Annotated in this window: 16 protein-coding genes and 3 pseudogenes; 16 read left to right on the forward strand and 3 right to left on the reverse strand. The window is 64.0% G+C overall.

The window, feature by feature from the left end; genetic code table 11:
• Nucleotides 1–427: 427 nt before the first annotated feature.
• The 8 genes from ACLP9N_RS02870 (at nt 428) to ACLP9N_RS02905 (ending at nt 5,944) form a co-directional block, all read left to right on the forward strand.
• Entirely contained in the window at nt 428–3,355 is a 2,928-nt protein-coding gene (locus tag ACLP9N_RS02870) for an ATP-binding protein (protein WP_442405979.1), read from the forward strand.
• 53 nt (nt 3,356–3,408) lie between these two features.
• Nucleotides 3,409–3,603, forward strand: a complete 195-nt coding sequence (locus tag ACLP9N_RS02875; protein ID WP_442405980.1) for a hypothetical protein — start codon at nt 3,409–3,411, stop codon at nt 3,601–3,603.
• Nucleotides 3,600–3,749 carry a hypothetical protein gene (locus tag ACLP9N_RS02880; protein WP_442405994.1) on the forward strand — a complete coding sequence of 50 codons (150 nt, stop codon included), beginning with the start codon at nt 3,600–3,602 and terminating at the stop codon, nt 3,747–3,749. Before ACLP9N_RS02875 ends, ACLP9N_RS02880 begins: the two co-directional genes overlap by 4 nt.
• Nucleotides 3,750–3,864: 115 nt before the next feature.
• Complete coding sequence (locus ACLP9N_RS02885) at nt 3,865–4,137, forward strand: type II toxin-antitoxin system Phd/YefM family antitoxin (RefSeq protein WP_442405981.1); 273 nt, start codon at nt 3,865–3,867, stop codon at nt 4,135–4,137.
• Between the two features lie 4 nt (nt 4,138–4,141).
• Nucleotides 4,142–4,549 carry a type II toxin-antitoxin system VapC family toxin gene (locus tag ACLP9N_RS02890; RefSeq protein ID WP_442405982.1) on the forward strand — a complete coding sequence of 136 codons (408 nt, stop codon included), beginning with the start codon at nt 4,142–4,144 and terminating at the stop codon, nt 4,547–4,549.
• 108 nt (nt 4,550–4,657) lie between these two features.
• Entirely contained in the window at nt 4,658–5,011 is a 354-nt protein-coding gene (locus ACLP9N_RS02895) for a hypothetical protein (protein WP_442405983.1), read from the forward strand.
• A 313-nt stretch (nt 5,012–5,324) separates the two neighbouring features.
• On the forward strand, nt 5,325–5,684 hold the full coding sequence (locus tag ACLP9N_RS02900) for a hypothetical protein (RefSeq protein WP_442405984.1): 360 nt from the start codon (nt 5,325–5,327) through the stop codon (nt 5,682–5,684).
• Entirely contained in the window at nt 5,681–5,944 is a 264-nt protein-coding gene (locus ACLP9N_RS02905; protein WP_442405985.1) for a hypothetical protein, read from the forward strand. Before ACLP9N_RS02900 ends, ACLP9N_RS02905 begins: the two co-directional genes overlap by 4 nt.
• Nucleotides 5,945–6,552: 608 nt before the next feature.
• Here ACLP9N_RS02905 and ACLP9N_RS02910 read toward each other — a convergent pair.
• A complete protein-coding gene (locus ACLP9N_RS02910) occupies nt 6,553–7,518 on the reverse strand; it encodes an alpha/beta fold hydrolase (RefSeq protein WP_442405986.1) in 966 nt (321 codons plus the stop codon).
• Nucleotides 7,519–7,860: 342 nt separating this feature from the next.
• Entirely contained in the window at nt 7,861–9,015 is a 1,155-nt protein-coding gene (locus ACLP9N_RS02915; RefSeq protein ID WP_442405991.1) for a cytochrome P450, read from the reverse strand.
• Nucleotides 9,016–9,309: 294 nt separating this feature from the next.
• Between ACLP9N_RS02915 and ACLP9N_RS02920 the strand changes: the two genes are divergently transcribed.
• The 3 genes and pseudogenes from ACLP9N_RS02920 to ACLP9N_RS02930 form a co-directional block, all read left to right on the forward strand.
• Nucleotides 9,310–9,747: an ester cyclase gene (locus ACLP9N_RS02920; protein WP_442405987.1), complete on the forward strand. Its 438-nt coding sequence runs from the start codon at nt 9,310–9,312 to the stop codon at nt 9,745–9,747.
• Nucleotides 9,748–9,960: 213 nt separating this feature from the next.
• Nucleotides 9,961–10,986 carry an LLM class flavin-dependent oxidoreductase gene (locus ACLP9N_RS02925; RefSeq protein WP_442405988.1) on the forward strand — a complete coding sequence of 342 codons (1,026 nt, stop codon included), beginning with the start codon at nt 9,961–9,963 and terminating at the stop codon, nt 10,984–10,986.
• Between the two features lie 56 nt (nt 10,987–11,042).
• Nucleotides 11,043–11,439, forward strand: a pseudogene (locus tag ACLP9N_RS02930) (hypothetical protein); the annotation flags it as partial.
• Between the two features lie 106 nt (nt 11,440–11,545).
• Here the strand turns inward: ACLP9N_RS02930 and ACLP9N_RS02935 are convergent.
• Nucleotides 11,546–12,565 carry a phosphotransferase gene (locus ACLP9N_RS02935; protein ID WP_442405992.1) on the reverse strand — a complete coding sequence of 340 codons (1,020 nt, stop codon included), beginning with the start codon at nt 12,563–12,565 and terminating at the stop codon, nt 11,546–11,548.
• Nucleotides 12,566–12,816: 251 nt separating this feature from the next.
• Between ACLP9N_RS02935 and ACLP9N_RS02940 the strand changes: the two genes are divergently transcribed.
• From ACLP9N_RS02940 to istB, 5 genes and pseudogenes are all read left to right on the forward strand, one after another.
• On the forward strand, nt 12,817–13,422 hold the full coding sequence (locus tag ACLP9N_RS02940; RefSeq protein ID WP_442405989.1) for a TetR/AcrR family transcriptional regulator: 606 nt from the start codon (nt 12,817–12,819) through the stop codon (nt 13,420–13,422).
• Between the two features lie 165 nt (nt 13,423–13,587).
• Entirely contained in the window at nt 13,588–16,761 is a 3,174-nt protein-coding gene (locus tag ACLP9N_RS02945; RefSeq protein WP_442405990.1) for an ATP-binding protein, read from the forward strand.
• Nucleotides 16,758–16,928, forward strand: a complete 171-nt coding sequence (locus tag ACLP9N_RS02950) for a hypothetical protein (protein WP_442405995.1) — start codon at nt 16,758–16,760, stop codon at nt 16,926–16,928. Before ACLP9N_RS02945 ends, ACLP9N_RS02950 begins: the two co-directional genes overlap by 4 nt.
• Before the next feature lie 100 nt (nt 16,929–17,028).
• Nucleotides 17,029–17,472: pseudogene (locus ACLP9N_RS02955) on the forward strand (Mu transposase domain-containing protein); the annotation flags it as partial.
• Nucleotides 17,472–18,276, forward strand: a pseudogene (istB, locus tag ACLP9N_RS02960) (IS21-like element helper ATPase IstB). The pseudogenes ACLP9N_RS02955 and istB, both read left to right, overlap by 1 nt.
• Nucleotides 18,277–18,471 lie beyond the last annotated feature (195 nt).

The following is an 18,471-nucleotide window of genomic DNA, read 5'->3' on the forward strand; positions in this document are numbered from 1 at the left end:
CTCGCCGTGGCGACCACCGCGCCTCGATGATACGCATCCTGTTAAGTCGGCATGGCGCTCATCACGTCGGCGCCATGAGTTCTGGCTATCAGACCGGCGTCGGGATGCGACGAAAGGTTAACGAAGCTCACCTGTTTCGAGGTCGGCGAAAATTCGCCCGACAACCCGGTGCATAACGCTCGCGTGTCGCTTGCATACCGACTGGTGAGCACAGCGGTCAACGGTGTGGCACTCCGAAGATGCAGGCGAACCGAAACGGGTCCAGCCGAGCCGGGATACCGACCTCAAGAGGAGAAATAAGGGATCTTGAAGTCGCGGGTTCGCGAACATGGCGTTCACTCACCGATAACGTCCAATGTGCGGACGTTTAGCGCCCTATCCTGGGAGAACCGTGAAAACTCGCGGGCCCGGATCGGCGGAGGGTCGGATGACGGCCATAGCGGCGTGCCGGACGTGTGGCACTGAGCCTTTAGAGAACGCCCGGGTCTGTCACGGCTGTGGCTCACCAGTCAAAGACGGCGATACCCGGGCGGAGTACAAGCAGGTCACGGTCCTGTTCGCCGATGTGGTGCACTCGATGGACATTGCCGCGGCAGTGGGCGCGGAGCGGTTGCGCGAGATCATGGCCGAGCTGGTCAACCGCTGCGCCGCAGTTGTAGAGCGCTACGGCGGCACGGTGGACAAGTTCACGGGCGACGGGATCATGGCCGTGTTCGGTGCGCCGGTGGCGTTGGAGGACCACGCTTTTCGGGCGCGCCGGGCTGCACTGGAGATCCACAGCGGCATCAGCGATCTGGCTCAGGAGGTTTCCCGTCGCGACGGCATCGCCTTACAGCTGCGCGTGGGACTGAACTCCGGGCAGGTGATCGCCGGGGAGATCGGCACGGCGGCAGCGGGTTACACCGCCGTCGGTGAGCAAGTCGGCATGGCCCAGCGGATGGAATCGGTGGCCCCTGCCGGTGGGGTGATGCTCAGCGTCTCCACCGCCCGGCTGGTCGAAGGCGTGGCGTCCCTCGGTGAACCGGAGCTGGTCCACATCAAGGGCACTGATCAACCAGTCCGCGCTCTGCGGTTGTTGGGCCTGTCGGAACGGCATCGAGGTGCCGCGCCCGCTGAGTCGAATCTGGTCGGTCGGCGCTGGGAGATGTCCGCCGTTGAGGGGTTGTTGGACCGCGCCATCGAGGGCCACGGCGCGGTGGTCGGCGTGGTGGGTTCGCCTGGCATTGGCAAGAGCCGTCTGGTGCGTGAGGTGGCGGCGATGGCGGGTCGCCGCGGTGTGGAGGTGTTCACCACCTTCTGCGAGTCGCACACTAGCCAAGTTCCCTTCCATGCCGTCGCGCGGCTGCTGCGCGCGGCCATCGGCGTCGAGGTTCTTGACGGGCAGGCCGCCCGCGATCGAGTGCGCACCGGGGTTCCTGACGCGGACCCCGAGGATTTGGTGCTCTTAGATGACCTGCTGAGCATCGCCGATCCCGAGATTCCCATGCCGACAATCGATCCTGATGCCCGTCGGCGGCGGTTGAGCGCACTGGTCAATGCCGAGTTGTTGGCCAGGGAAACCCGAGCGGTCTATGTCGTTGAGGACGTCCATTGGATCGACGAAGTCAGCGAGTCGATGCTGGCCGACTCCGTATCGGTGATCCCGCAGACGCCCTCGCTGGTGCTGATCACATATCGCGCGGAATATCGTGGCGGATTAGCTCACGTGGGAGATGCACAAACCATAACCCTTGCGCCGCTGAGCGATTCGGAGACCGCGGCACTGGTCTCCGAGCTACTCGGCCCGCACCCCTCTGTTGGCGGGCTTGGCCAGACGATCACGTATCGCGCTGCCGGGAATCCGTTCTTCGCCGAGGAGATCGTGCGGGAACTGGCCGAGCGTGGCGTGCTGCGCGGGGAGCCGGGCGCATACATCTCGACGGCAGAGGTCGCTGAGGTGAGCGTGCCTGCGACGCTGCAGGCCACCATCGCCGCGCGCATCGATCGGCTTGACCCGAAAGCCAAGCGCACCTTGAGCGCGGCGGCGGTGATCGGCTCACGCTTCACACCTGAGCTGCTCGCTGCTGTGGGCATCCAGCCGGTGGTTGTCGAAGAGCTTTTGAGGGGCGAGTTCGTCGACCAGGTCAGATTCACCTCACGACCGGAGTATGTATTCCACCACCCGCTGATTCATGCGGTGGCTTACGAGGCTCAGCTCAAGGTGGATCGCGCCGGGTTACACCGGCGAGTGGCGACCGCCATCGAAGACCAACAGCCGGGATCGATCGATGAGAATGCCGCCTTGATCGCCGACCACCTAGAGGCCGCCGCCGAGCTGCCTGCCGCGTACGCCTGGCACATGCGCGCTGGGATGTGGCTGACCAAGCGTGATTTCGCCGCAGCACGTCTCAGCTGGCAGCGGGCAGCCCGAGTCGCCGACGCGCTGCCTGCGGACGCCCCGGGCCGTACCGCATCGCGCATTGCGCCCAAGACGATGCTGTGCTTAACCACCTGGCTGGTCGGCGGCAGCGTGGCCGATGCCGGGTTCGATGAACTGCGGCAATTGTGCTCCGGAACGGATGAAGAGCTGTCGATGGCCATCGCCATGTACGGGCTGTTGACACCGCTGACTTTACAACTTCGTCTGCGCGAAGCATCCGAGCTGGCCTCCGAGCAGATCCGACTGTGTGCGTCTGCCGCAGACCCCGTGTCGATGACTGGGGTGCTTTCGGCAGCGATGTTCGCCAAGTTGCACGCCGGTGAGATTGGCACAGCAGATCAGTTGGCCCAGCGAGTCATCGATCTGTTAGACGGTGATCCGACGAAGGGGACAATTCCCGGTTTAGGATCACCCCTGGCAATGGCACATCTCTACCGCGGGCTGGCTGGGAGCTGCTTGGGCCGCGGCGGGTGGCGTCGCGATCTTCGACGAGCGATCGCGATGCAGCGCGGCATCGATCCGAACCCGGCTGCACTGGTTATACCTATGACCCACGGATACGCCTTCGGGATCTTAACCGGCACCATATCGTCGGACGAGGCCACGCAACAGGACACCGCTGAAGCAATGCAACTCGCCGAGCAGTGCGGTAACGATGTCGGCCTTGCCCTTGCCCGCGTCACTCGCGGACTTGCCTTGATCCGGCGGCAGGATGGGGATCGGCGCGTCTGTTGGGAGCTGCTCCGCACAGGTCGCGACGCCCTGTTTCGGCAGAACAACGTCCTCGGTGCGGCGGTCGCCGACATCGGGTTGGCGGAACTTAACACTGAAGCAGGAAACTTCGACGTCGCCATCGACACGATGCGCAGACGGTGGATCACCTCTTCGACTGCGGCGAAGCGCTTGGACTGGCACACGCCGTCACCGCTCTCGTAGAGGCTCTGCTGGCCCGCGCCTCACACGGCGACATCCGGTCAGCGCAAAACGCGGTGGAGCGCCTAGCGGCCGCGCCGATCGAACCGGGATTTGCGCTCAACGAGGTGGCGGTGCTGCGCCTGCGCGCGCCGTTGGCCCGGGCACACGGTGACGAGGCCGCCTATCGCGACTATCGGGATCGCTATCGCGCGATGGCGACGTCGCTGGGCTTCGAGGGCCACATGAAGTGGGCCGAGGCGATGCCATGACGGCCGCTACTCCTTCGGGGGTGGTGACTTTTCTGTTCACCGATGTTGAGGGTTCGACCCGTCGGTGGGAGGCCGACGCCGACGGGATGCGTCTCTACGGCCTCGCCACCGACCAGAGCGCCACGGACCACAGCGCCTCGCGTTGAAGCAGACGGTTGAAGGCGGCTATACGCCTCCCCTACCGCCTCATCAGCGTCACGTCCGATGTACCGGGGTGACCCGAACCTGGAATGTAGAACTGCAACGTAGTACGTTGGCACTGTGAGTGAAGTATCCATACGAACGCTCAACCAAGAGACCTCAAAAGTGTTGGCCCGCGTCAAGCGCGGCGAGGAGATCACCCTTACCGAGCGCGGCGAGGTCATCGCCCGAATAATCCCGGCTTCCGCCGGCCCTCTCGACGCGCTGATCAGTACCGGCAGGGTGCAACCGGCGACCCTGCGCGGCCCGGCGCCTCGGCCCACGGTTCCGATCCGCGGCGGGCTCGACGCCGGCACACTGTTGCAGCGCATGCGGGCTGCCGAAAGATACTAACCCGGTGATCTATCTGGAAACCTCGGCTCTGGTCAAGCTGATCCGAATCGAAACCGAATCTGAAGATCTGGCTGACTGGCTCGACCAGCGCACCGAAACCCGTTGGATAACATCCGCTTTGACCGAAGTTGAGCTACCAAGAGCCATCCGGGCAGTCGCCCCAGAAGGATTACCTGCAGTGCCCGTCGTGCTCGCACGGCTGGACCGGTTCGAAATCGACCCTGTCATTCGCGCCACCGCGGCGGCCTACCAAGACCCCGCACTGCGCTCACTGGACGCGATACACCTGGCCACTGCTCAAACCGCGGCATCCACGGCAGCATTCACCGCCCTGGTTACCTACGACAATCGCCTCACCGAGGCCGCCGCCGCCCTGGGCATCAGCATCATCGCGCCGGGCAAAACACCATGAAACCGTCCTGTCAAGGTTACGAATTGTCACACCCGCCAGGAAGAATTGCAGCAGGAGCCGCGCCGGCTGGCCAACGAACAGAGATGACCGAGCAGAGACGATTATGAAATGACGGACCACACACCTGGGCAGCTCGCGAGCCACATCTTGGCGGGACTGCCAGAAGACCTCCTGCCGCATCGGCGGGACGACCTCGTTGCCCGATGCCGCGCCGTCCGTGCCGACGGCTGGGACAACTACCGCTACGTCTGGTCGACCGGTGAGGTCGTTGCAGTGGCATACCTGCTCGACTCACGTGACGTGCTCACGGAGATGAGCGAGGACGAGAGCACCGTGCTCCGGCGTTGGGCGTACGACCTCTGGGGCATCCGTGGTGGTGAGGCCGACGAGACTACCGGCCTCACCCGAACTCGCAAGTGGTTTATGCAGACGCGCTCAGCCGCCGTCGCCGATGCTGAGTAGTCCGCTAGAGCTGAATTGCTAAAAGATCTTGTTGCTCAGATGATTTCTGAATCCCGATAATAAGGTGCGACGAACAACCAGCAAGTCACGTCGCCGGGAGGTCAGGTGTTCTCTGAACCAATAATCGAGTATGCCGCGAGGTGACGCGCCGTTCGGGCAACGTTGGGCAAACATTCGCTATAAAACCCGCGCCGAGCAACCAGCCCGCGGCGTGTTCGTCAACGACACCGCCGGGCGGCCGCCGGACCCCTAAACTTCGACGACATTCGCGCCCGTTGGCGGCGACGATCCTTCCTGAAAGACGTAAAAGCCGTTGCTCAGCCAGGAACGTCTAACAACCGACTCGCCTTGCGTGCGTCAGCTTGAAGCGCTCACTGCGGTCTCATTCGTCGACGATACGCCTCCTGCCCATTATGGGAATATGGGCTATACTTATGTAGTGACTGAACCTGCAGTTATAGAAACCGATGACCGCAGCCGCGCAGTGCTGCCCGGCCATCCCAATCAGCGCTTTGTGATGCGCGAAAACCCTGATGGCAGTTTGCTTTTGCAGCCAGCGCAGGTGGTGACCGACGCTCAGCACGAATTCGATTCCGATCCCGAGCTACGCGACCTGCTGGCACGCGCCGCGGCAGCTCCGACGGTACGTCGTGCGCGGGCCCGCAGAACGTGAGTGTTGAGGGTCATTACTCGCAAGTCGCCGACGCCCAGCTCGACGCGCTGGAGAACGGTCCGGACGTCGACTTGTATAACAGCGTCTTGGACACCATCGAATTCATCTTCCGCCTTCCCGGCCAGGCTCAGTCGCTGTCCACCGCGATCACCACTCCCGATGGTATCCGCATGCGTCTGCCAGTCATCGGCCGTCCGCCGTACAAGATCTTCTGGTCCACAGACGGGCCCCGAATCGAAGCTATATTCCCGCACCCCTAACGATGGTGCCCCGACGGGCAGTGACAGCGCTTGCGGCGCGTGTTGCCCCCTGTCTGGGGCTACCTATCCTCTATGTCTCGGGAACAGCGCCCGTCGAGGTTTTGCAGTAGACACGAGTCACTAAGGGGCGGTGTGTAAGTCGTCTCACCGCAGTTCCGGCACATGTGAGTGCGGTGCAAGCTGGCACAGACACATTGCGCTATCCCGACAAGTACCCGGTAAGCATCCAGCGGCGCGCCGCAGGCGCGACAGTGCGACGGACGAGCTTCCTCCCAGCCGAGCCGGGTATGCCACAGTCGGATGCCGCCATCGTATTCGCAAAATGGAAGCGCCTCCGGCGCTGCCGCTTGTAGGTTCCCAAACTCGGTGGCGGATGGCGATGCCTCTACCTGCGACTTTGCAGAATTCTCATCAAAATGGCGGACGCGTTTTTCTCATCTTTGTGGCGGATCCCAGAACCATACCGTGGTCACAATACAAGGGCCTCCACGGCGACGTGTCCACTAGGCGGCCCGGACCTCACATACCTTCGATTATCGAACTACTGCGAGTTGCATTGTGTCCCAATATTTTCCGTCGCAACCGTTGTTGCTGCCTGATGTCCGTGGTCAATCTTGCTTCTGAAATGACCCGATAACGTCGACCAGAAGTTCGGGCCCTGGAGCCTCCCAATTCAGCATTTGGCCGACGCCCGGGACGGTAATCAGCCGCGCGTTGGGTATCCCGGCGGCGAGCCTTGCCGAGTGGCTCGGCGGCGTGGTGCGATCCGCAGAACCGACCATGACAACAGTAGGCACTGTTATTTCGCCCAGACGCGGACAGCGGTCCTCATGTCTGCAGGCCAGCCCGACCGGGAGTAGCGCCTTATGGTCTTGCTCGGTGTACATATCGAGCAACGTCGAGATCATCGCCGGTGACGGGCGAGTTCCTAGTTGGGAAGCGCCGAACAACAAACCACCAGTCCTGGTGCGCACCAGTCGATCTAGAATTCCCAGTTGCCCGAGTGGGGTCAACAACCGCATCAGCGGCGCTCCGTCGAGGATCCGGCCGGCCCAAGTCGCGACTAGCACGAGACCACGCAGTCGTCGCGCCAGGTCAGCATGGTCAAGCAGGGCGCGGATCGCGATGAATCCGCCTAGCGAGTGGGCGACCAGCACGGCGTCGCTAACGTCGAAGTGCTCGAAGATGGCGACCAGATCGGCTGCCATTGGCTCAGAGCCGATGCCGTCCGAGCCAGTAATCGAGCGACCGTGGCCGCGCTGGTCAAAGGCGATCACTCTGTGACCGACCGCCAACAGCGCGTCCCACACGACGTTCCACTCCCGGAGCGTGACGCCATAGCCGTGGGTTAACACGACAGTGGCCCCCTCGCCCGCCACCACGGCCCGAAGACGCGTCCCGTCCGGGCGGCTAATGAGGACCTCCTCGCCCGAGGGCTCGACGGCGAGCAGGTCTTGTGGATACGGGTCGGGCTTCCGTTCGATCGACTCGACCGCTTCCCGCGCTGCCCACCAGCCGGCCGCACCAAGCGCGCCGCCGACCACGGCGCTTCCGATCAACCCAGCCCTCGCCACCTGCGCCTCCCTGTGCTTGGCGGCAACCTACCGGCCACGACGCCGCGTGAGATAAGGCAACTGCCCCTTGCACCCTATTTGCCGGAAAGGCGCCGGAGGGCTCCATCGTGAGAACTGCCGCCGAAGTCCGAACACAGCAGCGTTTGTGGGGTCGGGACAGGGTATGGGCAGCTGTTGGGTTGGCCAGGAAGAACTCGCACCTGTTGAGCACGCTCCGTTACCAGTTTAACTGCTGCGAGTTGCATTAGATGAAAGTGCTCGCACCCCTTGATGATTGGATGTCTCTCGAGTCCGATCTGCGCCAGTGAGAGCAGCTGATAAGCCGCCCGCTTGGTCGCGTTGTTAGGACTGGGCCGTCAAAGGCCGAGCAGGTGTGAATCGGACGGGCATGGACCGAATGCCGTTTATCAGGTTCGACCGCAGCCGTTCGACCGGCCCCGCGAGTTCGAGGCCATTCATTCGCGACAGCACCTCGGGGATGATCGCCGAGGCCTCCACGCGCGCGAGGTTCGCGCCGAGGCAGAAATGGGTCCCGCCTCCACCGAAGGCCATATGAGGATTCGGTGCCCGGCCAATATCGAAGCGGTCGGGATCGGCGAACCGGCTCTCGTCGCGGTTGGCCGACGGGTAGAACATCGCCGCCCGGTCGCCCGCCTTGACGGGTATCCCGCGCAATTCGGTGTCCTCGGTCGCGGTGCGCGCGAAAACCGTCACCGGGGACGTGTAGCGCAGCATTTCCTCGATCGCGGTCGGCATCAGCGCAGGGTCTGCTGCAAGCCGCTGCCGCTCCACGGGGTGCTCCATCAGCGCGAGAATGCCCGCTGCGACTAGGTTGCGGGTCGTATCGCCCCCGGCATCGATCAGCAGCATGAAGAACAAGTTGAAATCCAAGTCGGTTAGGCTCTGACCGTCAACTTCGGCGTGGAGTAAAGAGGTGGCGATGTCGTCGCCTGGGTCCGTACGTTTGCGCGCCGCGAGCTCTGTGCCGTACTGGAACATCTGCATCGTCGCCTGCTCGTTAGCGCCGTCGCCGACGAAGCCGGTGTGCAAGATTTCGGTCAGTTCGTAGAGTCGCCGACCGTCTTCGAGTGGAATGCCAAGCATTTCTGCGATCACGTAGGACGGCAGCGCACCCGCCACATCGTCGACGAAGTCGCATTCGCCTCGCTCGATCACGTCGTCGACGATCTGCCGCGCCATGTCCGCGATGCGATCGTTCAGCCGCGCGACCTGGCGCGGGGTGAAGCCCTTGTTGATCAACTTGCGCAATGCGGTGTGCCGAGGCGGGTCCATAAAAATCATCACCGGGGCAACTTGGTCGGGGGGCGGGACATGGAACATGACACCTTTTGCCTGCGACGACCACGTTGCGCTGTCCCGCGAAACGGCCTGGACCTCGTCGTAGCCCGTCAGGGCAAAGAAGCCGGGTCCGTCCTTATACGGGTGCCAGGCAACCGGGGCTCGTCGGCGGAGTTCGCGGAAAGCCTCGTAAGGCATGCCGGACTGATAAGTATCCGGATCGGCAAGGTCGACACCGCCAATGCCAATTGCGTCGTCACTCAAGCCCCACCTCCCTGCGGCAGGCTTCGACCCAGGGGCTGGGACGGTGCTACCAGCCAAACCATAGCTGGCAAACAGCAACATTCGGGACAAATTCCAGTGGTCACGATGCTCATTCGTTTTAGGCAAAGGTAGTGAGTCTTCTATGAGCAAAGCTGCCCACGCATCTCGCAGGTGTTCTAGAGTGACGCCCTATCGGGGGATTCGTCGAGGCATCGAGGAGGCTCCGTAATGACAGCGGTCGAGGACATCACCAGCCTTCGCCAGCGCCGCGAGGCAATCGTCAATCAGCACGCCGAGGCGGAAAACCGGCACGATATCGAGGCGACAATCGCTACCTTCGCCCATCCACGTTACGAGGTGAACGGCGTCCCGAGCGATGGTGAGGAGGCCGTTCGAGAGCTGCTGCAAGGCTTAATGGTCGGCCTTCCCGACCTGCACGCCGAGATCGGCAGAATGCGCCATGCCGACGACGCAGTATTCGGCGAAGGGCTGATCACAGGTACCCATAACGGTGAGTGGGCGGGCATCCCACCAACCGGACGCCGCGTCGAGATTCCGGTAGTCGGGATTTTCGAGTTCGACGGCGATCGACTCCTATGCGAGAAGGTCTATTTTGATATGGCCACCGTGCTGACTCAGATGGGTGTGCTCCCCGGTGTCAGCTAGGGCTGGCAAAAAGGTTCAAGCGGCCGTGACACAGACTGGCTAAAGAATATTTTGAGGCCCTGGCAGGGACTGCCAGGTGTGCCATTTCCATGCTGGTCTTGAGGAAGTCACCGCCCGTCGTTGCGGCGGTTTCCAGAAACGCCAGCCGCTCACCTGTAAGCACAGAATATAAATTCTGCTGCGGAAAAGAATTCTGGCGGAGGGCGCATCACGATGCCTGCGGTGTCAAGTGGGACGCGGCAACTGGATGAAACCTGGGTCACCCATCCGTGGGTCGAGACGGGGCGTACGGCGATCAGCTTCGGGATCGTCAATGGTCCGCGAGGCGACTTGCCCGCTCTCACAGAGTTCGTCCTGCAGGTCGAAGGGCTGGGACTGGACGGATTCTGGGTCACCGACCATCCAGTGTGGTATCCGGATTGTTGGATCACCTTGGCCGCTGTTGCGGGGGTGACAAAGCGTATCCGGCTGGGCACGCTCGTCACCTGCGTCCCGTACCGCAACCCGCTGGTGCTGGCGCGGATGGCCGCCGACATCGATGCACTGAGCACTGGCCGCCTGGTGGTCGGGCTGGGCATGGGCGACAGCGAAGACGAATTCAAGCAAATGGGGATCGAGCTGCGCAGTATCCGCGAGCGGCAGGAGATGCTGGATGAGACGGTCCGGACCCTGCGCTGGCTCTGGGGTGATGCCCCCTCGGCTCCGGCTAGCCGACACTACCGCGTGAGCGCGGAGCCGCTGAAACCGGCGCCGGTCCAACGGCCCCGGATCCCGATCCTCATCGCCGGAGGCGGCGAGCGGGTCACGTTGCGGCAGGTGGCCGAGCAGGCCGACGCCTCGAATTTTGGCCAACACCAGTGGACGGGCGCAGTCCAGGGTGACGAAGGTGTACAGCGCCGACTCGCGGCACTGCGGGGCTGGTGCGAACGGCTGGGACGACCATACGACTCGGTGCTGAAGACCAACACCACCCTTCCGCTGATCATTGCCGACACTCGATCTGCGGTGACCGAGAAACTCGACCGGTACGTGCCCCCCTTCATCCGTGAGATCACTACCGAGAGCATCGTGGCCGGGACCCCAGGCGAGGTGATCGCCCACTATGCCCCCCTGGTGCGAGCGGGTCTCCAGCAATTCCTGGCGATGGTGTACGGAAGCGACATCGACACCGTCCGCCAGCTCGCTGAGCGGGTTATTCCCGAGCTACGGGACCTGCAGGTAAGTAGTCCAGTCGCCTAAACCACGGCGTCGCAGACTGCGAGCTGTGGGCGCAGCGCATCGGCGGCGCAGATAACGGCGACGACATTGGCGGTATCGCTGTGCACATCGGGGCGCGGTGAGCGCACTTGCCGGGCCGGAACGAGGTGCTCGTGTCCAGCACGCTGCGAGACCTCGTGATCGGGTCAGGACTCGAGTTCGAGGACCGCCGGCGCTCACCAGCTCAAGGGCGTGCCCAGGCTCGGACGCTACGAACCGGCGGCGGTCATCGCCAGTTTCGCCGTCGATCCCCTCAGCACGGCGGGCTTCCCTGAAATCACCACAACGATCACCCACCTCCGCCACGTCCTCGGCGACGAGACCTACGAAACGCTCGCACGGAAGGGTAAAGCGATGACCACCGCCGCCATGGCTACGTACGCCTACGACCAAATCGACCAGGCCCGATCGGAGCTGAACGCGGTCTCGAAATAGACGACATACGAGAGTCTCAAAAATCAGTCGCATCTTCGTGCGACCGAACATGTCGGATTCCGGTGCGAGCCCGGTGCGTTCGTTCTTACGTCATCTCGCCCCTGCGTCAAGTCGCTACGTCGGCGAGCGCGGCAGGGGTGTTCAGGTCGGCGTAGGCCGCCGAGTACCTCTGCGCGAGAGCGACGGCGATGTCGACACGCTGCCACAGGCCACCATCACTGCTGGCCGTGCAGAGCCACAGCGTCAGGCCATGTGCCACTGACGCCCGGTAGCGCAACCAGATTTCGTCCCAAGACGGCATCTCTTCACGGGACAGCCCCAGGGCGTCACGGTATTCCTGAAGTAAGTCACGTTCGTGTTGTCGGCGATCCTCGATGGTCAAGGCCCCTTGCAGAAAATAGCCGAGGTCCAGGGACCAGTTACCTCGACGGGTCACCTGCCAGTCGAGGAACCCGACATCGTTCGTCGGGGTGAGGTAGGTGTTGCCGATGTGAGGATCACCGTGCAACAGCGTCTGCGGCGATGTCGTCAGCGTCGTGATATAAGGCTTCCACACCGACTCGATGAGGTGCTCGATGGTCAACGACATGACTTCATCGGGGGCATCCTCACCGAGGCGTTCAAGGGCGGATGGCAATGGCGCATACTGCATTCCGTCCCAAGGCAGGAACGGCTCCAGCCAGGTGAGACCTGGGTGTCTGAGAACACGCTCGCCCCAGTATTGCCCGTGCATCCGGCCAAGCCCGCGCACACCGGAGGCGACCTGCTCAACAGTCATCGGCCTGGTGGCGTCACGTGGTTCAGCTCCGCGTGCGGTGAGGTCTTCCATGACCAGCATGAAGTCGTAGGCGTCTTCATCGATCAGGGCGGTGAACACGACCGGATGTTCGAGGGGGAGGGGCACTCCCGAGCTGAACAGTCGCGGCTCGTGGAACATCCCACTGGTCATGCGGATCAGTTCTTTGTGTGCGGGATCGGCGGCCTTGACGAAGACGGTCGCCGGACCGCTGCCTGCCGAGTAACTCAGACCCAGCCGGGCACGACGATTCGTGCCATCGTCGCGAAGCTCAACGACCACGTCACTGACGGCGGCACCGGGATGGTGCTCGGCCAGCGCTCTCGACATCCAGTCCGGAGTGATTTCGTCCCAACTCTTCGGCACCGACAACGGCAGGGTGCTCACCTGGGGTCCTCTCTTACGGATGCCAGCTCAACGACTTACGACACGCAGCGTGTCGTAACATTTGAAAAGCTACCGCATCACCTTGGATATCCGCGTGAGATTGCAATTCCCTGCTCGACGCTTCGACCGCCAGAACCGTGTCTACCTCTGCACGGACGTGCGCCAACCTGGGGTTAACGCCATAAGCTCGCGCCATGCCTCAACCAAGGGGCGGTCGGCCACGAGACGCGCAACTGCACGCTGCGATCCTCGCGGCGACCCGTGAACTACTGGCGATCACCAGCTACGCCGAGCTGTCGATGGAAAATATCGCGGCCCGCGCGCAGGTGGGCAAGAAGACGCTCTACCGGCGATGGCCGTCGAAAGCACCACTGGTGGCCGAAGCTGTTCTGGATGTCTACGGACGTAGCGGATCGTTCACCGTGCCGGACACCGGAGACATCTACGCCGACCTGCGCTCATGGCTCGTCGAGCACGCCGAATTTATTGCCGACACCGCGAACGCGGGATTGGTGCGCGCCCTCATCGCCGCTGCTGCAGCCAGCCCACTCGACAACGAGGCGCTCTATGAGCAGCTGAGCATCCCGCAACACGCTGGTCTGCTGACACGGCTACATCGAGCTGCAGACAACGGTCGACTACATGCCGACGCCGACCTCAATGCGGTGGCGAACGCACTCATCGGCACTTTGCTCTTACAAGTGCTGACCGGCACAGTTTCAGGCGTTAAAGCGGAGACTGAGTTCGACGGACTACTTAGCGCAATATTGAAAGGTGTTTCGAAGGACGAGCGCGGGTAACAGACCCAGCTCGCGCACGTCTCGAATATGACGACATATGAGGTTCTCAAAACTTCGTGTCGGTACCACCCACCGTGAACGCCGAGGGCTCGTCGCGGAATGGTCCCAACCGCCTATTCTTAGTGCACCCCGCAAACGTTGGGGCCGGGATTGGCGGAGGGTCGGGTGACGGCCATAGCAGCGTGCCGGACGTGTGGCACCGAAAGCTTGGAGCACGCCCGCTTTTGCCATGGCTGTGGCTCACCAGTCGAAGACGCCGCTACCCGCGCGGAGTACAAGCAAGTCACCGTTCTGTTCGCCGACGTGGTCCACTCGATGGACATCGCGGCAGCCGTCGGGGCGGAGCGGCTGCGCGAAATCATGGCCGACCTCACCGCCCGCTGTGCCGCAGTTGTAGAACGCTACGGCGGCACGGTGGACAAGTTCACCGGCGACGGGATCATGGCGGTGTTCGGTGCGCCGGTGGCGTTGGAGGATCACGCCATCCGCGCTTGCATGGCGGCTTTGGATATCCACGCAGAGACCGCCAAACTGGCCAAGGATGTCGAAGGGCGCGATGGCATCGCCTTGCACCTGCGGCTGGGCCTCAATTCCGGCCAGGTGATCGCCGGTGAGATCGGTTCGAGTGCTTTGGGTTACACCGCCGTCGGTGAGCAGGTCGGCATGGCGCAGCGGATGGAATCGGTGGCACCGCCGGGCGCGGTGATGCTCAGCGAATCCACGGCGCGGCTGGTCGAGGGCGCGGCGACTCTCGGTGAAGTTGAGCGTGTCCGCATCAAGGGCACCGATCAACTGGTCAGCGCCCTGCGGCTGCTGGGCGTGCCGGAGGCGCATCGCGAAGTCGGACGTACTGAGTCGAATCTGGTCGGTCGGCGATGGGAAATGGCCGCCGTCGAGGCCCTGCTGGACCGCGCAACCGACGGACACGGCGCGGTGGTCGGCGTGGTGGGCTCCCCGGGGATCGGTAAGAGCCGCCTGGTGCGCGAGGTGGTGGCGATCGCAGGGCGTCGGCGCGTGGAGGTGTTCACCACCTTCTGCGAGTCACACACCAGCCAGGTCCCCTTCCATGCCGTGGCACGGCTGCTGCGCGCGGCCGCCGGGGTCGAGGGTCTTGCCGGGCAGACCGCACGCGATCGAGTGCGCGACCGCGTTCCCGACGCAGACCCCGAGGACTTGCTGCTGCTCCATGACCTACTGGGCATCGCCGACCCGACTGCTCCGTTACCGGCAATCGATCCCGATGCCCGGCGGCGGCGGTTGACGGCGCTGCTGAATGCCGCTTCCTTGGCTCGGGAAACGCCCGCGGTCTACGTCGTTGAGGACGCGCACTGGATCGATGAGGTCAGCGAATCGACGATCGCCGATTTCCTCACCGTGATCCCGCAGACGCCCTCGCTGGTGCTGGTCACCTACCGCCCCGAATATCGGGGTGCGTTGAGCCGGGTGGCCGGTGCTCAGACCATCGCCCTTGCGCCGCTGAGTGATTCGGAAACCGCAGCACTGGTTTCAGAGCTGCTCGGGCCGGACCCCTCCGTTCGCGGCCTGGGCCAGACGATCGCCGAGAGGGCCGCCGGAAACCCGTTTTTCGCCGAGGAGATCGTGCGCGACCTGGCCGAGCGCGGCGTCCTACGGGGCAACCGCAGCGTCTATGAATCGACCGCCGATGCTGCCGAGGTCAGTGTGCCAGCGACCTTGCAGGCGACCATCGCCGCGCGCATCGACCGCCTTGACTCGAAAGCCAAGCGCACGCTGAGCGCGGCGGCGGTGATTGGCTCGCGGTTCAGCCGGGGCCTGCTGGAAACGCTGGGGATCAATCCTGTCCTTGAGAACCTGCTGGGGGGCGAGTTCATCGATCAGATCAGGTTCACCCGACAACTCGAGTATGTGTTCCACCATCCACTGGTCCGCACCGTGGCGTATGAATCGCAGCTCAAATCGGATCGCGCCGAGTTGCACCGGCGCGTCGCGATCGCAATCGAATCACGTGACCCAGTAGCGGCGGAGGAGAACGCGGCGCTGATCGCCGAACATCTCGAGGCCGCGGGTGATCTGCACGCCGCCTATAGCTGGCACATGCGCGCCGCGACATGGGCGACCAACCGCGACATCGCCGCTGCCTGGCTGAGTTGGGAGCGGGCCCGAAAGATCGCCGAGGCATTACCCGCCGACGACCATAACCGGGCAGCCATGCGCATTGCCCCGCGCACCATGTTGTGCGGCATCGCCTGGCGAGTCCATGTGAATGTGGCTGGCGACCGCTTTGATGAATTGCGGGAGTTGTGCACCGCCGCCGGAGACCAGGCATCACTGGCCATCGCCATGGCGGGGCTGGTGGCCGATCACGCGTATCAGGGCCGGGTGCGCGAGGCGTCGCAGCTGGCATCTGAAGCGTGGGCCCTCATCGAGTCGGTCGGCGATCCGACCTTGACGGTGGGGCTGTCCTTCGCGCCGATCTACGCCAAGTGGGAGAACGCCGAGTGGTCTGACATGCTGCGGTGGTCACAAAGGGTCATCGACCTGGCCGACGGTGACCCGTCGAAAGGCAACTTCCTTTTCGGGTCTCCATTAGCGCTCGCCTTCACGACGCGGGCTATGGCCCGGTATTGCCTGGGTCGTCGCGGATGGCGCGACGACCAGCGGCACGGCCTGGCCATGGCCCGCAACGCCGACCCCCTGACCTACGCCGGGGCCGTCACCTACGCCTACGGCGGGGGAATACCGATGGGCGTGCTGAGGCCCGACGATTCGGCGGTGCGCGAGATCGAGGATGCCCTACGGATTGCCGAACGATCCGGTGACGATTTCGCGTTGGCCCACGCCCGGCTGACGCTGGGCGTTGCGATGGTGCACCGCCAAACAGCTCCCGAGCGTGGCCGCGGAGAGAAGCTGCTGGCCGAGGTCACCGACGTGTTCCTGCGCCAGGGGCACCACCTGGGCGATTTACCGGGCGTCAACGGGCTCTTGGCGCGTGAGAGGGCTTGGCGTGGAGATCGCGACGACGCCATCCCGCTGATGCGCATCGCCGTCGACCATCTGGTCCGCGAGGGACAGCTGCTGGCATGGGGCATACCTGCGACCGGTGTTCTGGTGGACACACTGCTCGATCGCGGGGCCGAGGGTGACGTGGCCGAAGCCGAGGCCGCAATCGAGCGGCTGGCCGACGCGCCAGCCGATGAGGGTCCCGTGATACGCGACATCTGGCTGTTGCGACTACGCGCTCTGCTGGCCCAGGCGCACGGGGATGAGGCCACCTACCGCGACTATCGGGATCGCTACCGCGACATGGCGAGAAGGCTTGGCTTCGAGGGACATATCGCCTGGGCCGAGGCGATGCCATGACGGCGGCTGCTCCGTCGGGGGTGGTGACGTTTTTGTTCACCGATGTGGAGGGGTCGACTCGTCGGTGGGAGTCCGACGCCGACGCCATGCGGAACGCGCTGGCCGCCCATGACGAGGTGTTGCGTAAGGCGATTGAGGCGCATGGGGGACCGCTGCGGGCCGGATGATGATCGGCGTCCTGGGTTCCCTGGCCGAGTACGAACGCGAGCTGGCACCGACGCCGCCCTGTTCACCTTCCTTGAACTCGACATCCAGGTCGGAGACGTGGTCAACACCCGGCGGCGCCGGGCGTTGGGGTGCGCCCCGACAGATCGCATCGTCGCCGATCGCCACGCGATGCTGGCCTTGCCGCCGGTGGCGCCGGTATCGGGTCGCCGCTTGGCGACACGACTGGCACGTGATCATTACGTCCGCCTGGACAGCAATGACTACTCGGTGCACCCCTCGGTGATTGGTCGCCGCATCGAGGTGATCGCTGACCTGGGGCGAGTGCGGGTGCTCTGCGAGGGCCGGGTCGTCGCCGATCACGAGCGGATCTGGGCGTGGCACCAGACGATCTCGGACCCCGAACACGTTGCGGCTGCACGCGCGCTGCGGCGTGAGCGGGTCGGGGTGCTGCGTCCGGTCGCCGAACCCGACGTCGAGCAGCGGCCCTTGAGCGACTACGACACCGCCCTGGGCCTCGACGACCTCGACGGCGGGGTGGCGTGATGGCCACCCGCGCCACGACAGCAGCCAAGACCGTGCGTGATCTGTCGGCCGAGGTCGCCTTCTTGACTCGAGCGCTCAAGGCGCCGACGCTGCGTGAGTCGGTGGAGCGCCTGGCTGATCGCGCTCGCGCCGAGTCCTGGAGCCATGAGGAGTTCCTGGTGGCGTGTCTGCAGCGAGAAGTCTCCGCCCGGGAGTCACACGGCGGTGAAGGCCGTATCCGGGCCGCGCGATTCCCGGCCCGTAAGTCGTTGGAGGAGTTCGACTTCGAGCACGCCCGCGGACTCAAACGCGACCTCATCGCGCACCTGGGCACCCTCGACTTCGTCGTGGCCAAGGACAACGTGGTGTTCCTGGGCCCCCGGCACCAGCAAGACCCATCTGGCGATCGGGCTGGCGATCAGGGCCTGTCAAGCCGTGCACCGGGTCTTGTTCGCCACCGCCGCCGACTGGGTCGGCATGCTCGCCGAGGCCCACCACGCAGGCAAGCTCCAAGCCGAGCTGGTCCGCCTCGGCCGCTACCCGCTGCTCGTCATCGACGAGGTCGGCTACATCCCGTTCGAACCCGAAGCAGCGAACCTGTTTTTCCAGCTGGTGTCCTCTCGCTACGAACGGGCCAGCTTGATCGTCACGAGCAACAAGCAGTTCGGCCGCTGGGGCGAAGTGTTCGGCGACGACGTCGTCGCCGCAGCCATGATCGACCGCCTCGTCCAACACGCCGAAGTCATCGCCCTCAAAGGAGACAGCTACAGACTCAAAGACCGCGACCTCGGCCGCGTCCCGACCGCGGCCCCAACCGAAGAATGACCATCAACCAACCGGCAGGGGGTCAACTTTCAACCGTCGAAAAGGGGTCAAAATTCGGCCGTCGTTGACAGACCGCGCATACCTGTTGGCGGCGCACGCGGATGGAGAAACCCGCACAGGCCGGTGGGAGCGGGCGAAACAACAGCGGTACCCGCCCCGCCGCCCAGGCAGGGCCGTCGTTACGCCGGTTGGATG

It is taken from the genome of Mycobacterium sp. (genome assembly GCF_052144515.1).
Taxonomy (GTDB): domain Bacteria; phylum Actinomycetota; class Actinomycetes; order Mycobacteriales; family Mycobacteriaceae; genus Mycobacterium.

Bases quoted from the DNA above. Each gene is read 5' to 3' on its own strand.
- ACLP9N_RS02870 (WP_442405979.1), top strand. From the start codon at position 428: ATGACGGCCATAGCGGCGTGCCGGACGTGTGGCACTGAGCCTTTAGAG.
- ACLP9N_RS02895 (WP_442405983.1), top strand. From the start codon at position 4,658: ATGACGGACCACACACCTGGGCAGCTCGCGAGCCACATCTTGGCGGGA.
- ACLP9N_RS02940 (WP_442405989.1), top strand. From the start codon at position 12,817: ATGCCTCAACCAAGGGGCGGTCGGCCACGAGACGCGCAACTGCACGCT.
- ACLP9N_RS02880 (WP_442405994.1), top strand. From the start codon at position 3,600: ATGACGGCCGCTACTCCTTCGGGGGTGGTGACTTTTCTGTTCACCGAT.
- ACLP9N_RS02915 (WP_442405991.1), bottom strand. From the start codon at position 9,015: ATGCCTTACGAGGCTTTCCGCGAACTCCGCCGACGAGCCCCGGTTGCC.
- ACLP9N_RS02925 (WP_442405988.1), top strand. From the start codon at position 9,961: ATGCCTGCGGTGTCAAGTGGGACGCGGCAACTGGATGAAACCTGGGTC.
- ACLP9N_RS02935 (WP_442405992.1), bottom strand. From the start codon at position 12,565: ATGTCGAGAGCGCTGGCCGAGCACCATCCCGGTGCCGCCGTCAGTGAC.
- ACLP9N_RS02920 (WP_442405987.1), top strand. From the start codon at position 9,310: ATGACAGCGGTCGAGGACATCACCAGCCTTCGCCAGCGCCGCGAGGCA.
- ACLP9N_RS02950 (WP_442405995.1), top strand. From the start codon at position 16,758: ATGACGGCGGCTGCTCCGTCGGGGGTGGTGACGTTTTTGTTCACCGAT.